We start from the raw sequence: 14,458 nt of genomic DNA, 5'->3' as shown, positions 1-14,458 counted from the left end.
GCTCTGACCGCTTGAATCCCACCGTTTCCACCGCTCCCGCACAAGGGTCAACACCGGTGGTAGCACGTTCCCACAGCATCGCGAGTGAACGTGGGCATGTCAATCACCCAAGGCGGTGCGACTCCCCCCGTCAACCCGCACTCCCCCGCGCCCCATTGACACCATCCGCCCCGGATCACCATCATGTGCACGCCACACGTGTTCGCGTATGCCGCAAATGCCCCCTCCGCACGCACCGCCGCGCAGCCGGACCCGCCCTGCCGGGGCACCGTCAGAGCATGCCCAGAGCGCCACCGGCAGCACGGCCCGCCCCCCACCGGACCGTCAGGAGAAGCCCCGTGCCCAACGTCGACCGCCGAAGGTTCCTGCAACTCGCCGGAGCCACCGCCGCCGCGTCCGTCCTCACCGGCGGCATCGCCAAGGCCGCCTCGATCCCGGCCGCCGCGGGAACCGGCACCCTCAAGGACGTCGAGCACATCGTCGTCCTGATGCAGGAGAACCGCTCCTTCGACCACTACTTCGGCACCCTGCGCGGCGTGCGCGGCTTCGGCGACCCCCGCCCGGCCACCCTCCCCAGCGGCAAGTCCGTCTTCCACCAGGCGGACTCCGCCGGGCACGAGACGCTCCCCTTCCGGCCGAACATCGACAACCTCGGCCTCCAGTTCCTCCGCGACCTCGACCACAGTTGGTACGGCACCCACCAGGCGTGGAACGGCGGCAACTACGACCGCTGGATCCCGGCCAAGTCCACCACGACGATGGCGCACCTCACCCGCCAGGACATCCCGTACCACTACGCGCTCGCCGACGCGTTCACCATCTGCGACGCCTACCACTGCTCGATGCTCAGCTCCACCGACCCCAACCGGTACTACATGTACACGGGTTACTCGGGCAACGACGGCAAGGGCGGCGGCCCGGTGCTGGGCAACGAGGAAGCCGGATACGGCTGGACCACCTTCCCCGAGATCCTGGAGCAGGCGGGCGTCTCCTGGAAGGTCTACCAGGACACCGGCACCGGCCTGAACTCCGGCGGCGGCTGGGGCTGGACGAGCGACCCCTTCATCGGCAACTACGGCGACAACTCCCTGCTGTACTTCAACCAGTACCGCAACGCCCAGTCCGGCAGCGCCCTGTACGACAAGGCCCGCACCGGCACCTCGGCCCGCAACGGCGACGGCTACTTCGACCGGCTCAGGGCCGACGTGGTGGGCGGAAAACTCCCCCAGGTCTCCTGGATCGCCGCCCCCGAGGCGTTCTGCGAACACCCCAACTGGCCCGCCAATTACGGTGCTTGGTACATCTCCCAGGTGCTGGACGCGCTCACCGCCGACCCCGACGTGTGGAGCCGTACCGCCGTCTTCCTCACGTACGACGAGAACGACGGCTTCTTCGACCACGTCGTGCCGCCCTTCCCGCCCGCCTCCGCCGCGCGCGGACTGTCCACCGCCGACGTCACCCAGGACCTCTACACCGGCGGGCTCTCCGGTTACGCGGCCGGGCCGTACGGGCTCGGGCCGCGCGTGCCGATGCTGGTGCTCTCGCCCTGGAGCACGGGCGGCTGGGTCTGCTCGCAGACCTTCGACCACACCTCGATCGTGCAGTTCATCGAGAAGCGCTTCGGCGTGCGCAACCCGAACGTCTCGCCCTGGCGCCGCGCGGTCTGCGGCGACCTCACCGCCGCCTTCGACTTCACCCGCAGCAACGCCGCCGCGCCCGCGCTCCCCGGCACCGGCGGCTACGTACCACCGAACCACAACAACCCCGGCGACTACGTGCCCACCCCGCCCGCCACCGGCGCCGTCCCGCGCCAGGAACCGGGCCTGCGCAACGCCCGCCCGCTGCCGTACGACCTGGCCGCCGACACCCAACCCGCGGGCGGGCGCTTCCAGTTCACCTTCCGCAACTTCGGCACGGCGGGCGCCGCCTTCCTCGTCACCTCCGCGGTCCGCTCCGACGGCCCCTGGCCGTACACCGTCGAGGCGGGCAAATCCCTCGTCGACACCTGGCTGATGCCCGCCGCCTCCGACCGCTACGACTTCTCCGTCTACGGCCCCAACGGCTTCCTGCGCCGCATGGCCGGCACCGCGGGCTCCGTCGGCCCCGAGGTGACCGCCCGCCACACCCCCGCCACCGGCCAGGTCACCCTCGTCTTCAGCAACCCCACCGGCGCCCCCGTCACCTTCAACGCCACCGACGCCTACGCCCCCACCGCCCACTACACCTACACCGTCGCCGCCGGCGCCTCCCGCACCGTCCCCGCCTGGGGCGTCCCCGCCGGCAACCACTGGTACGACATCACCGTCACCACCACCACCGACCCCGCCTACCTCCGCCGCTTCGCCGCCCACGTAGAAACCGGCACCCCCAGCACCAGCGACCCGGCAACATCAACAACCTGAGGACCACGCGGCCGCGCGAGTCCGTCCAGATCCAGCACACCCCAGTCCGCCGGACGAGCCATGGTCTGGTCCGCCCAGTTGAACCGCCCGCTGCGGACGGTCAGTTGTTGATGGTCTGGATCTCCCGGACCGTCACCTCTCGCGGGTCGCCGACCCTGCCGTCGGGCAGGGCGTAGGAACCGCCGTTCGAACCGGTCCAGCTCACCTGCCAGTTGACGGAGACATCAAGCTGATATGGCGGGGTGTTCTGCGTCGAGCGCAGGTACGTCACACCGCAGGGAGGGGCTGCCTTCGGGTCGCCGTTGTAGGCGGCGCCGACCTTGCCGTCGGGTCCGATCGGGCAGTCGCCGGAGGACGGGAAGACGATGGCGTCGGAGGTGCCGGGGGTGATGTGCACGGCGGACGGCTCCGCGGTGGTCTCGGCCCAGATCTCCCGGCCGCCGCCCAGGTCCACCGACGCCCGCACCTTCACCGGCGTGTACACCTGTCGCAGGGTCACCCAGGTGGGGATGTTGACCGTCTGCGGGCCCGCGGGATTGGTCACGATCTTCACGCCGGGTACGCGGGTGTGGGCGAAGGCGAGCCTGGAGAGCATTTCCGGGGTGATCACATGCCCGGTCCCGGCAGGCGGCATCTGGCCGTTGGGCACCCACCTCGGCGTCTGGTCGTTACAGCCCATCTGTGCCGACGGGTCGGCGTCCGGATTGACAGTCACCAGCCACCACATTCCCTTGCCGGCCTCGGCGCTGTTGAAGTCCTTGTAGCCCTTGTCCCCGCCGGGGTAGTCCAGCCCGTTCTGGTAGTGGTCCCGGTCCATCCCCATGGCGGTACGGAAAGTGCCGTGCACTTGCGGCAGTTCGTCGTTGAAGTTCTTCGTGTACTCCGCCTTGAACTGCTCGGGGGTGTACTTCGGCCCGAACCAGCAAGGCGGCGGCGTCCAGTTGACGTTGACCGACGCCAACGGGCGGCTCGCGCCGCTCGGCCTGCCCGTGGGATACGTCAGCCGGTACCCCTGGGCGATGGCCTCCAGGTTTCCGCTGCTGTCACCCGATCCCTTTCCACCCGACGGCGGCAAACCGGTGTCGTCGAAGGCGTAACCCGGTGCCGCCGCGAGTAACACGATGAGCGCCGCGAGGGGCAGCGCGCGGCGGAGTGACCCCGTACCCGTCATTGCTTGCACTCCAACGCCCTTTCCTTAGTGGTGATCGACTGTGCTCGCCAGAGCTGCGTGCCGGGCCGGAACAGGCTGAGCACCAGTTGGTACGACACGTAGTTGCGGTCGTCAGCGCCGGTGACGTGCACCTTCCCGGTCCCGATCTCCTTGCTGAACAGCTTCGACTGGTCCTCGCAGAAGGTGACTTCGGCCGCCGAGTTCTTGGCGAGGAGCTTGACGGCGGGCCGGAAGAAGCGGTCGGTACCGGTCACCGTCTTCTTCGCGTCGATGTGCATCTGGACGTACTGCTTCGCGTAGCTGTACGCGTCGCCTTCCGCGTACGTGTTCAGGGCGCCGCCCTTCACGCTCTGCTCGACCACGCCGTGCGTCATCGACTGCATGAAGTCGGCCGACGCGGTCAGAACCCCGGCCTCGGCGTCGTCCGCCGGAAGCCGCCAGTCGAAGTCGAGCTTCAGGTCCGCAGGGAGCGCGAGCGCCGGGTCGACGGTCAACACCGCACCCGTCGCCGTCGGTTGCGCCGATGTCGCGGTCGCCGTCGCCGTGGCCGGTGGCGCCGTGGTCGGGGAAATCTTGCTGTCGCCGCCACCTGAGCCGCCGCCGCAAGCGGAGAGCGTCAACGCGGCGGTCGCCGCGAGAGCCGCGACGGGAAATGCTGAGCGGGCTCGCATGGTCGAAGTCTCCCGATCGGTTGTCCGTGGGCACCGTTCGGGGCGTCGGCAAACAGGGCCCCTCGGACCCCGCACGCCTGACCCCCCGTATCCGCCACCCACGGTAGCGAAGAGAACGCGTGAGGTTCGAGAGTGCTCCCGCGCTCAGCGCGTCACGATCGCATCACTGCGCGGGGAACACGACGGCGGCGGTGCCGGCATCCGGCGTCACAGGGCGATCAGGCCCGCTGGGGTGGGGCGGAAGCCGCAGGTGTCGAGGTAGAAGGGGCGGAGGTGGGGCTCGAAGTCGACGTGGAGCCATTCGCAGTGGGCGGCGCGGGCGTGGTGGGCGGCGGTGGCGACGAGGTGGGCGCCGACGCCCTTCGTGCGGTGGGGCCGGGAGACGACGGTGTCCAGGATGACGGCGTGGGCGCCGCCGTCCCAGATGACGTTGACGAAGCCGATGAGGCGGGTGTCGTCGTGGGCGCAGACCCAGCCGAGGCTGTGGCGTTCGAGGCGGGCGCGCCAGTCGGTGCGGGCGGGCGGTCCGCCGAAGCCGTCGGCGTGGAGGGAGTTGAGGGCGTCGTTGTCGACGTGACCGCGCCACTCGTAGGTGATCGTCACGCCGCGATCGTACGGGGCCGGAGGGGACTCCGGGCGGCGGCGGCAGGCCGGGGCTCACGCTGAACGGCGTCCGCTTCGACGGGCGGGACATCGCGTCCATCGGTCCCGGCCGCTACCGCAACAAGCACGCCGCCACGGTCTTCCAGCAGTACAACCTGCGGCCGTACATGACGGCCCTTCAGAAGGTCGTCACCGCGATGGCGATCACCGGCACCAGGCCCGCCAGCGGGCGGCGCAAAGCCCGCGCGCTCGACATCCTGGCCGGTGTCGGCCTCGACCCCGACGCCGCGCACCGCGATGTGCTCAAGCTCTCCGGCGGGCAGCAGCAGCGCGTCGCCGTCGCCAGGGCCCTGGCCTGCGACGTCGACATCCTCTTCGCCGACGAACCCACGGGAAACTCGACGAGGACACCGCCGACAGCATCATCGACATCTTCCGCGACCTGGCGCACATCCGGCACAAGTGCGTCATCGTCGTCACCCACAGCCAGACCCTCGCCGCCCGCTCCGACCGCACCCTCATTCTCCGCAAGGGCAAAGTCACGACGACGCGGGCCGCCTGAGCCTGTCAGTGGCCCCTTATAGCGTCAGCCCATGACCGAAACCTCAACGCTGGACCCGTTCACGTTCTTCGAGTACGACCACGACCCCGGCAATTACTGCCTGCTGCTCAGCGACACCCACATGGTCCCCGTCATGGACGTCTTCGAGGAGTGCGAGCAGTACGGCAGCGGCTACGGCTGGACGGGCGTCGCCCGCTCGGCCATCCGCTCCCGCGCGCCCGAACTCCTCGACCGCCTCTCCTTCGACCCGGAAGCGGGCATGTTCGTCGCCTACGGCACGGACCCCGAAGCGCTCCAGGCCCTGGGCGCGCTGCTCAAGGAGGCCCTGACCGACAAGGCGGTCCTCAAGCACCTGATAGAGACCGGCGATCCGGACTGGTTCGACTGAACTCGGCCGCGACGAAGCCCCGTTCCCCCGCCCCTCCGCCCACCGACCCCGCCCTCCGCCCGCGACGGACCCCCGAACCCCCAGACCCCCGGCCCCCCGGAATCACCGCATCCGCGTCAAGAAGTCGTATGAGACGTGTAAATTGGTCGCTGGTGTGCCGGGAAGTCTGGTCGGCGAATACGAGAGAACTCTCTTCGCTGATCGGGGGCACCGTCCGTGGTAGTCGTGACGTGGATGCGGGCGAAACACGCGGTGCCGGATGAGTGACTGGCACGCGTGGGCGGCCGTCGCCGTCTTCTTCGGGACATACGCGCTGATCATCAGCGAACGCGTCCACCGAGTCGCGGCGGCGCTCGGCGGCGCCGGACTGATGCTCGCGATCGGCGCGACCGACGACGTCTCCGCCTTCTACTCCGAAGACTCCGGCATCGACTGGAACGTCATCTTCCTGCTGCTGGGCATGATGATGATCGTCGGCGTGCTCAAGCGCACCGGCCTCTTCGAGTACCTGGCGATCTGGTCGGTGAAGCGGGCGCGGGCCAAGCCGTTCCGCGTGATGGTGATGCTCATCGTCGTCACCGCCACCGCCTCCGCGCTGCTGGACAACGTGACGACGGTGCTGCTCGTCGCGCCCGTCACCCTGCTGGTCTGCGAACGCCTCGCCCTGCCGTCCGCGCCGTTCCTGATCGCGGAGGTGTTCGCCTCCAACATCGGCGGGGTCGCCACGCTCGTCGGCGACCCGCCCAACATCATCATCGCCAGCCGCGCGGGACTGTCCTTCAACGACTTCCTCGTCCATCTGGCCCCGCTGGCAGTGGTGTTGGTGCTCGTGCTGATCGGCCTGTCACGCGTGATGTTCCGCTCGGCGTTCGACGGGGACGCAGACCGCGCGCTGGCGGTCATGGAGTTGGACGAGCGCGAGGCGATACGCGACCCGCGGATGCTCAAGCAGGGCCTGGCCGTACTCGCCCTCGTCATCGCCGGTTTCGTCCTGCACCCGGTGCTGCACCTCGAACCGAGCATCGTGGCCCTGCTCGGCGCGGGACTGCTCGTCGCGGTGTCCCGGGCGAACACCGGCGAGGTGCTGACCGAGGTCGAGTGGCCCACCCTCGCCTTCTTCGCCGGGCTGTTCGTCATGATCGGCGGCCTGATCGACACCGGCGTCATCGGCCAGGTCTCCGACGCCCTCGCCAACGCCGTCGGCGACCGGGAACTCGGCGGCTCCATGCTGATGCTCGGCGCCTCCGCCGTCCTGTCCGGCGTCGTCGACAACATCCCGTACGTCGCCACGATGGCGCCCGTCGCCGCCGACCTCGTCCGTCACCTGGGCGGCGACCCCGACCACGTCATGTGGTGGGCGCTGACCCTCGGCGCCGACCTCGGCGGCAATGCCACCGCGATCGGCGCCTCGGCCAACGTCGTCGTGCTCGGCATCGCCGAACGCGCCCGACAGCCCATCTCCTTCTGGCAGTTCACCCGCTACGGCCTCGTCGTCACCGCCGCCACCGTCGCCGTATCGGCCCTCTATCTGTGGCTGCGCTACTTCGCGCTGGCGTGAGCGGAAGCCGTACCGAAGCCGTACCGGAAGCCGTACGGGCCCGGGAGCTCACGTTGTCGTGCAGACCGTGCCGTTGAGGGTGAAGACGGTCGGCGGGGGCGCCGCGCCGTCGTTGGCTCCGGTGAAGCCGAAGGAGGCGGAGTTGCCGCCGTTGGCGGCGAGCGTCGCGTTCCAGTCGACCGGGGTGGCCACGACCTGCTTGCCGGTCTGCGTGACCTGGGAGTTCCAGAAGCCGGACACGGACTCGCCCGCGCTGGGGAAGGCGAAGGCGAGCGTCCAGCCGGTGATCGGGCTCGGGCCGGTGTTGGTGACGGTCACCTCGGCGTTGAAGCCGTTGCCCCAGCCCGCGGTGGTGCGGTAGCCGACCTGGCAGGTCGAGTGCGCGGGGGTGCCGGTGCGTACGGTCACCGGGTCGGACGGCGGCGACAGCCGGCCGTTGGCGTCCCGCGCCAGGACGTTCCAGGTGAAGGTCGTACCGGGCGTGAGATTGTGGACGGTCGCGGAGGTGCCCGTGCTGTCGGCCAGCAGCTCGCTGACCGTGCCGACCTGCCGGTAGACCTCGTAACGGGTCACCGCGCCGCCGGTCGACGGCGTCCAGCTCACGGTGGCGGTGGTGTCCCCGGCCGCGGTCACCTTCGGCGCGCCGGGCGCGGTCAGGGCCGAGCCCGTACCGGCCTTGGGGTGCAGGGTGACGGTGGTCAACGAGTAGGGCGGCAGCGTCTGCTGGGCGCTGTAGGCCGACGTGACGGTGTCGATCGCGGCGGCCTGGTCGCGGTAGGTGTCCACGGTCACCCCTGCCGATGTGTCGGGGGTGAAGCCGGTGTAGTGCAGGGCCACGGTCCGCGCCGCCGAGGGGTCCTTGTTGATCAGCAGCACGCTCAGGTCGCCGTTCGCACGGCGCACGGCGTGTGCCGCGACCGTCGCGGCACTGCTGCCCGCGCCGACCATCCGGTCCCCCGGCCGCCCGAGCCGGCTCAGCATCTGGATCGCGTAGTACGGCGGGAACGGCGTGTTGAGCGCGGGCTCGCACACCGTGCCGACGCAGTTCGCACTGGACAGCACACCCCAATCGCCGTAGTCGGTCGCGCCGTTGGGTGACGTCGAGATCTGCTGGGCGCCGTTGTGCGTGTCCCACCAGTCGACGGTGAACACCCCGCTCTGGAGGGCGGTCAGATACGCGTCGGCGCCGAACAGCGCGTTCGGCTGCGTGTCGACGTCCCGGCCGCCGTTGACCTCGGTGAGCGCGATCGGGGTGTCGCCCGCGCCCGCCGCGTTCAACTGGTCCTTCAACTGGCCGAGTTCACCGGCGAGCTGCGAGGGCGTGTTGAGCATCTGCGCGGTGTCCGACGTGCTCGGGTACCAGTGCACGATCACGAAGTCGGCCTTGCCCGCGATCAGCGGGATGACCGTGTGGTTCCAGTCGGCGCTCTCGCCGTCGGCCATCACTCCGTCCGGCCAGTTGCCCGGCATGGTCAGCACCGCGCCGACCTTCACCGTCGGGTCCACGGCCTTCATCGCCGACACGTACTGGAGCACGTTGTTCGCGTACGCGGCGGGCGACTTGTCGGCGTGGTCGTCCTGCTCCCAGCCGGAGCCGTAATGCCCGTTCCCGTACAGCTCGTTGCCTACCTCCCAGAACTTCGCGCCGTACCCCTTGGTGACGTTGGCGTACCGCACCCAGTCCGCGGCCTCCTGCGGGGTGCCGGAGCCGTAGTTGGCGATGAGCATCGGCTGGGCGCCGATCTTCTTGACCGTGCCCATGAACGCGTCGAAGTCCGTGCCGGGCGCCACGTATCCGCCGGGCGCGGTGTTCGTCCGCCAGTGGTAGATGTCGCCGTACGAGCCGCCGGGGTAGCGCAGCATGCCGACGTCGGCCGCCTGGAGCAGGTCCTGGACCTGCGGCTCGTTCATCTGCGCGTCCCACACGGCGCTGTTGAGGCCGTACGCCGTGCCGGGGATCGTCCCCAGGCCCTCGTTGGCGTTGACGGTGACGTCCGCGGGCGCCGCGGGCGGGTCGTCGGCCCGCGCGGTGGCGCCACCAAGGAGCAGCGTGCCGAGGAGCGCGGCGGCGGAGGCCGCGGCCACGAGCGGGCGGCGGCGCCCGCGCAAGGGCTGGGGGCCGGGGGGCATGACAAGACGCACGGCGTACTCACCTTCGGGAGGCGGGATGTGGGGGGGTCGTGCCGCGTACGCGTGGGAGCGCTCCCACAATGCGGGCGACCGCCCCCACTGTCAATGGTTGGCACGCCCCCATCCGGGGCGGCGGGCGGGCGCGACGCGGGTCGCGCGGCGGTCGCCCGCAAGGCCGTCGCGCCCCAGCAGACGTACCGGGCGGAGAGCGCCGTCCTGTCGGGTGCGGTGGTCGGCAGCGACAACTCCGGCTATACGGGCACCGGTTACGCGGACTACGTGAACGCGAGCGGCGACTACGTACAGTGGACGATCCAGGCGCCCGCGGCCGGTTCGTACACGCTGACCTTCCGCAGCGACGACGGCACCGTCCGCGCCACGGTCGCCTTCGCGCCGGCCGAGGCGCCCGTCACCCTCCACGGCTACGCCCCCCGCAAGCCCCCCGCAAGCCCGCCGTGGCCGTCACCACCGGCTCCGTCAGCTACGACACCGGCACCAAGCTCGTCCGCTTCACCGCCACCGCCGACCCCAGCGCGTCGGGCGGCAACCGCGCGGTCCTCTCCATCACGCCCTGATTCCCGGGGACCGACCCGCGCGGACAACGCGTATTCAGCGGGGCCGACCGGCCGGTCGGCCCCGCTCTCGCGTCCGCGCGCGAGATCTTCCGTGGGTACGCATGTTTGAAAGGCGCGGGCCGGTAAAGGCGGTTGTCGACAGGGACTTTCCGGGGGACAGAAGGGGAAGAGGGCGTCGTGGGAATTCTCGCATGGATCATCATCGGATTGCTGGCCGGGGCTATCGCCAAGGCGCTGATGCCGGGGCGCGACCCGGGCGGTGTCATCGTGACGATGGTCATCGGCATTCTCGGAGGACTGCTCGGCGGCTGGCTGGGCAAGGTCATCTTCCACGTCCACTCGATCAAGGGCTTCTTCCATCTGTCCACGTGGATCGCGGCCATCGTCGGCTCGCTGATCCTGCTGGTGATCTACCGCGTCGTGACGGATCGACGCCGCGCCTGAGCCCCAGGCGCTCGCGGCCCGCTGATTGGCCGCTGAATCCGGGGGCAGAAGACACTTCAGGAGGTTGATCGTCATGGCAGCGTTGCTCATCGTTCTTCTACTGGCGCTGGTTCTTATCGGCGCAGGCTTCGCCGTGAAACTGCTTTTGTGGATCGGTATCGTGGTACTGGTCCTGTGGGCGCTGGGATTCCTGCTGCGCTCGACCGGCCCGAGCGGCACTCGTGGCCGCTGGTACCGCTGGTAAACGGCCAGGAAGCCAAGCGAAACAGGAAAAGCACCGAGAAAAAACGGCACGGCACAGAGCCAGGAAAGAGGAATTCATCATGAGCGACAGCGACAAGGCGAAGGCCAAGGTCGACCAGGTGAAGGGCAAGGCCAAGGAGACCGTCGGTCACGCCGTCGGCAACGAGAGCCTTGAGGCCGAGGGCCGTGCCGACCAGGCCAAGGGCGATGTCCGTCAGGCCGGCGAGAAGGCCAAGGACGCCGCCAAGGACGTCTTCCACAGCAACAAGAGCGACGACTGAGGGCGGAAGCCCCCCGCCTCGTCCCCCGCGCCCCCCAGGAGGATCACCTCCCGGGGGGCGCGGGCGTGTCCGCGTACGCCCGTCCGAGTACACCCACCCGTGGGGTCTCCGTACGCGCGGGGGCGGGTCGGCGACCCCCCTCGCAGCTCCCCGCGCTTACTCCCTCGCCTGGCCCCGCACGCGCTCCCGCGCACGGTCACGGCCCGTCGCCCCACGTGCACCACCAGCCACTCACATTCGGCTGAAGATGCCATGGACACGACACTCCCGCGGAGTTAGCGTGGCACCCGCTCACGGTTCGACGACGTTGCGCAGGCGTAGTTGGACAACGTTGTCGAGGCGGGATTCGGGTCGATTCCAGCACCACCGGCCCACCACGCACTCCCCCTTCCCCCAAAAGGACTTGGAGTTGTCGCTATGAAGCGATCGGCTGCTCTCCTCGGCGCGTTAGCACTCGCCGCGACCGCCTGGACGGCGGGCACGGCGCATGCCGCACCGGCCTCGCCCGCGGGCGTCCGTCAGACGTCCGTCTCCGCCGCGCAGCAGAGCGCGGCGGAACGTTTCTGGACACCCGAGCGCCTGCGCGGCGCGAAGGACGTGACCGATCTGCCCGCTGCGACGGGCACGGCCGCCGCCCGTACGACGGCGGCGCCCGCCGCCTCGGGTCCCCGCGTGGCGGTCCCGCCGGTCGCGGGGCCGCGCACGACGGCGGGCGGCCAGGTCACGCCGATGTCCTCGCCCACCGCGTGGAACGGCGGCGGCCTGATCAGCACGACCGCGGGCAAGGTGTTCTTCCAGAACTCCTCGGGCGGCACCTTCGCCTGTTCCGCGACCGTCGCCAACGCCGACAACAAGTCGGTGGTCCTCACCGCGGGCCACTGCATCGTGAACGCGGGCACCGGCGAGTCCTACCAGAACTGGGTCTTCATCCCCGGCTACAGCCACGGCAACCGCCCGTTCGGCACCTTCTCCGCCCGCGTCCTGTACTGGTGGTCCGGCTATGTCTCGACGGCGGGCAACGCCAACTGGGACTTCGCCTACGCGGTGGTGAACACCGTCAACGGCCGTTCGCTGGTGGACACCGTCGGCGCCGAGGGCATCGCCTTCAACTCGCCGACCGGCCAGCACGTCCACTCCTTCGGCTACGGCGGCTCGGACGCCGAGGGCAACGGCGAGCAGCTCAACCACTGCGAGGGCACGGAGTATCCGGACGCCGGACGCGGCGACTCCACGATGTGGGGCATCGACTGCGTGCAGAGCGGCGGCTCCAGCGGCGGCGGCTTCCTGTCCAACTTCGACACGGGCGCGGGGACGGGGTACCTGGTCGGCAACATCAGCGTCAGCTCGGGCAACAACGAGTACCACCCGTACCTGGGCGACGAGGCCCTGACGACGTATCAGGCGGCGGGCGCGGCGTGACGCTGACGCCGGCCGGACCCTCTACCTCTCCAACGACGACGACTTCGGCGTCGACACCATCGCCGTGGACCCCGACGGCACTTGGACCGTCCACCAGAAGGTCCTCCCGCCCACGTCCGAGCCCGACAACGGCGAGATCCTGAAGGTCGACACCACCAAGCTCCCCCCGGTCCTCAAGACCGTGACGGTGACCATCCGCGGGCGCTGACCCGCACCGGCGTACGCCGCCGGGCCGCCCGCTCGGGCAGAGCGGGCGGCCCGGCGGTCGGACGAACGGCCCGGCAGTCGGACGAACGGCCCGGCAGTCGGACGAACGGCCCGGCAGTCGGACGAACGGCCCGGCGGTCGGACGAACGGGCCGGCGCTCGGACGAACGGGCCAAGCGGAGCCCGGCGTTCTCCCTTGGCCGAACGGAACGCGGCGATACGATGACGGTCCGTGAGGCGGCCGGGGTCGGTGGGGGGCGGGCGGGGTGGATCCGTTGGTGTTGGCGGCGGGAACGACGCTGGTGAGCGCGATGGCCAGTGACGCCTGGGAGGACGCGCGGGCGACCGCGCTGGCGCTGTGGCGGCGCGTGCACCCCGAGCGAGTGGCCACCGTGGAGGCGGAGTTGGCCGAGGTCCGGACGGATGTGCTGGCCGCGCGGGACAGCGGGGACGCCGAGACGGAGACGCAGCTCGCCGCGGACTGGCAACGCAGATTGCAGCGCATGCTGGACGCGGACCCGGCGCTGGCCGCCGAACTGCGCCGGGTGCTGGACGAGTTGAGCCCGGCCGCGGCCCCGACGACGCCCGGGACGACGGTCACCCAGCGCGCCACCGTCTCCGGCCGAGGCAACCGCGTCTTCCAGGCGGGCGGCAGCATCCACCTCACCGATGCCCCCGACGCCTGACCCGGCCGGACCGGCCGGCACTCCCGCCGCCGGCGGCCCAGCGGACGCCCGTTCGCTGGAGCAGACCGCGACGGCCGCACCCTCATCACCTCCTCCGTCGCCGGCACCCTCCGCCTCTGGCCCCTCGCCCCCGACACCGCCCGCGTCTGCGCCGCCGCCGCCAACGTCCTCACCGACGCGGTGTGGACCGCCCGCTTCCCCGGAGTTCCCTACCAACGGCCCTGCTCCTGAAGCTCGTTCAGGGACCCGTTGCCCGCGGCGACGCAGGGCGGCTCGGTGTGGGCGACCGCGGTGTCCCACAGGTGGTCGCCGGAGGTGCAGGTCCCGGCAGCGGCCGGTCGACGCCCAGTCCCATGAGGGCGGTTCGGGAGGCGTACGGGGTGCGGTGCCCGATCGTCTTCAGCGGACCAGGATCAGTCCGCAACTGTAGGCGCGGGCGTGGCCGATGCCGCGGGTGAGTGCGGTGACGAAGACCTGGGGATCGGTGACGGTGAAGGTCCCCTTGATCTCGGCGCGGGCGATGCGGAGGCCCTTGTGGGCTGCCGTGCTGGAGACCTTCGGGAGGATGCGCAGGGACAGGCGGTCGGTGTCGGTGTCGGCGCCGATCCTGGCCACGCCGTCGGGGGCGAGGGCTGGTTCACCGGTCGGCTGGAGGCGACGGGCGAACCACGCCTTCACGTGTTCGGGTCGGGTGTGGGCGACGCGGGTGCCACGCGTCTTCTCGGGTGCCCCAGAGGCGGGCGGACGACTGCGGACGGGATTGACGACCGTACGGAAAGCGACGTGCTCGCCGACCCGGAAGGTGCGGTCGATGGTGAGGGTGTGCGGTGGCTCGGCCAGCGCGCCGCGGGGGATGCGGCCCCAGTCGCCGGCGATGCCCGACTGCACCACGAGGGAGAGCTGGGCGGCGCGGAGGTCGACGGTCCAGGTCGACAGGATGCCCATCCGGGAACGGGCGTCGAGGCTGCCGTTCTCCACCCATCCCCTGAAACCGCTCATGACGGTCCTGTGCATGTCCTGCGCGTCGATCAGCGACTTGGCGGTGAAGGGATGCCGGGCGTCCAGCGTCAGGAGGGTGTGCGAGGTGACGAAACGGGCAGCCGTGCCTGGCACGGCGGG

The 14,458-nt window shown here is 70.5% G+C and carries 15 protein-coding genes; 10 read left to right on the top strand and 5 right to left on the bottom strand.

Translation table 11 applies throughout. The annotated features are described in order from the left end of the window. Positions 1–338: 338 nt before the first annotated feature. Positions 339–2,402 (top strand): phosphocholine-specific phospholipase C, encoded by a 2,064-nt coding sequence (locus tag ACFZBB_RS15530; protein WP_391122063.1) that lies wholly within the window; start codon positions 339–341, stop codon positions 2,400–2,402. 100 nt (positions 2,403–2,502) lie between these two features. On the opposite strand, the gene ACFZBB_RS15525 is transcribed toward ACFZBB_RS15530, so the two are convergent. The 3 genes from ACFZBB_RS15525 to ACFZBB_RS15515 form a co-directional block, all read right to left on the bottom strand. Then, positions 2,503–3,573, bottom strand: a complete 1,071-nt coding sequence (locus ACFZBB_RS15525; RefSeq protein WP_391122060.1) for a hypothetical protein — start codon at positions 3,571–3,573, stop codon at positions 2,503–2,505. After that, entirely contained in the window at positions 3,570–4,244 is a 675-nt protein-coding gene (locus ACFZBB_RS15520; RefSeq protein WP_391122057.1) for a hypothetical protein, read from the bottom strand. The genes ACFZBB_RS15525 and ACFZBB_RS15520 overlap by 4 nt, the downstream gene beginning before the upstream one ends. A 207-nt stretch (positions 4,245–4,451) precedes the next feature. Then, the gene (locus ACFZBB_RS15515) at positions 4,452–4,847 is read right to left on the bottom strand and encodes a GNAT family N-acetyltransferase (RefSeq protein WP_391122054.1); all 396 of its coding nucleotides are present in this window, start codon (positions 4,845–4,847) and stop codon (positions 4,452–4,454) included. Positions 4,848–4,906: 59 nt separating this feature from the next. Here ACFZBB_RS15515 and ACFZBB_RS15510 point away from each other — a divergent pair, with 59 nt between their 5' ends. From ACFZBB_RS15510 to ACFZBB_RS15500, 3 genes are all read left to right on the top strand, one after another. After that, on the top strand, positions 4,907–5,431 hold the full coding sequence (locus tag ACFZBB_RS15510) for an ATP-binding cassette domain-containing protein (RefSeq protein ID WP_391122280.1): 525 nt from the start codon (positions 4,907–4,909) through the stop codon (positions 5,429–5,431). A gap of 9 nt (positions 5,432–5,440) precedes the next feature. Further along, entirely contained in the window at positions 5,441–5,797 is a 357-nt protein-coding gene (locus tag ACFZBB_RS15505; RefSeq protein ID WP_391122051.1) for an Imm51 family immunity protein, read from the top strand. Positions 5,798–6,056: 259 nt separating this feature from the next. Continuing rightward, complete coding sequence (locus tag ACFZBB_RS15500; RefSeq protein WP_391122048.1) at positions 6,057–7,355, top strand: SLC13 family permease; 1,299 nt, start codon at positions 6,057–6,059, stop codon at positions 7,353–7,355. A 48-nt stretch (positions 7,356–7,403) separates the two neighbouring features. Here ACFZBB_RS15500 and ACFZBB_RS15495 read toward each other — a convergent pair whose 3' ends face one another. After that, on the bottom strand, positions 7,404–9,497 hold the full coding sequence (locus tag ACFZBB_RS15495) for a cellulose binding domain-containing protein (protein ID WP_391122045.1): 2,094 nt from the start codon (positions 9,495–9,497) through the stop codon (positions 7,404–7,406). A gap of 740 nt (positions 9,498–10,237) precedes the next feature. Between ACFZBB_RS15495 and ACFZBB_RS15490 the strand changes: the two genes are divergently transcribed. The 6 genes from ACFZBB_RS15490 (at position 10,238) to ACFZBB_RS15465 (ending at position 13,339) form a co-directional block, all read left to right on the top strand. Then, positions 10,238–10,504, top strand: a complete 267-nt coding sequence (locus ACFZBB_RS15490; RefSeq protein ID WP_355339983.1) for a GlsB/YeaQ/YmgE family stress response membrane protein — start codon at positions 10,238–10,240, stop codon at positions 10,502–10,504. Between the two features lie 73 nt (positions 10,505–10,577). Then, complete coding sequence (locus tag ACFZBB_RS15485; RefSeq protein WP_355339981.1) at positions 10,578–10,748, top strand: hydrophobic protein; 171 nt, start codon at positions 10,578–10,580, stop codon at positions 10,746–10,748. A gap of 79 nt (positions 10,749–10,827) precedes the next feature. Next, entirely contained in the window at positions 10,828–11,028 is a 201-nt protein-coding gene (locus tag ACFZBB_RS15480; RefSeq protein ID WP_391122042.1) for a CsbD family protein, read from the top strand. Positions 11,029–11,445: 417 nt separating this feature from the next. After that, positions 11,446–12,447 carry a trypsin-like serine peptidase gene (locus ACFZBB_RS15475; RefSeq protein WP_391122039.1) on the top strand — a complete coding sequence of 334 codons (1,002 nt, stop codon included), beginning with the start codon at positions 11,446–11,448 and terminating at the stop codon, positions 12,445–12,447. A 64-nt stretch (positions 12,448–12,511) separates the two neighbouring features. Next, positions 12,512–12,655 (top strand): hypothetical protein, encoded by a 144-nt coding sequence (locus ACFZBB_RS15470; RefSeq protein ID WP_391122036.1) that lies wholly within the window; start codon positions 12,512–12,514, stop codon positions 12,653–12,655. A gap of 264 nt (positions 12,656–12,919) precedes the next feature. Further along, positions 12,920–13,339, top strand: coding sequence for a hypothetical protein (locus ACFZBB_RS15465; RefSeq protein ID WP_391122033.1), 420 nt, complete (start codon positions 12,920–12,922; stop codon positions 13,337–13,339). Between the two features lie 399 nt (positions 13,340–13,738). Here the strand turns inward: ACFZBB_RS15465 and ACFZBB_RS15460 are convergent, their stop codons facing one another. Then, positions 13,739–14,452, bottom strand: coding sequence for a type I-E CRISPR-associated protein Cas6/Cse3/CasE (locus ACFZBB_RS15460; RefSeq protein ID WP_391122030.1), 714 nt, complete (start codon positions 14,450–14,452; stop codon positions 13,739–13,741). Positions 14,453–14,458 lie beyond the last annotated feature (6 nt).

It is taken from the genome of Streptomyces sp. NPDC008139 (genome assembly GCF_042957025.1).
GTDB lineage: Bacteria > Actinomycetota > Actinomycetes > Streptomycetales > Streptomycetaceae > Actinacidiphila.
The sequence above is the reverse complement of the archived record's forward strand: the minus strand, read 5'-3'. Positions and strand labels throughout refer to the sequence as shown.

Bases quoted from the DNA above. Each gene is read 5' to 3' on its own strand.
- ACFZBB_RS15475 (WP_391122039.1), top strand. From the start codon at position 11,446: ATGAAGCGATCGGCTGCTCTCCTCGGCGCGTTAGCACTCGCCGCGACC.
- ACFZBB_RS15485 (WP_355339981.1), top strand. From the start codon at position 10,578: ATGGCAGCGTTGCTCATCGTTCTTCTACTGGCGCTGGTTCTTATCGGC.
- ACFZBB_RS15505 (WP_391122051.1), top strand. From the start codon at position 5,441: ATGACCGAAACCTCAACGCTGGACCCGTTCACGTTCTTCGAGTACGAC.
- ACFZBB_RS15500 (WP_391122048.1), top strand. From the start codon at position 6,057: ATGAGTGACTGGCACGCGTGGGCGGCCGTCGCCGTCTTCTTCGGGACA.
- ACFZBB_RS15480 (WP_391122042.1), top strand. From the start codon at position 10,828: ATGAGCGACAGCGACAAGGCGAAGGCCAAGGTCGACCAGGTGAAGGGC.
- ACFZBB_RS15520 (WP_391122057.1), bottom strand. From the start codon at position 4,244: ATGCGAGCCCGCTCAGCATTTCCCGTCGCGGCTCTCGCGGCGACCGCC.
- ACFZBB_RS15525 (WP_391122060.1), bottom strand. From the start codon at position 3,573: ATGACGGGTACGGGGTCACTCCGCCGCGCGCTGCCCCTCGCGGCGCTC.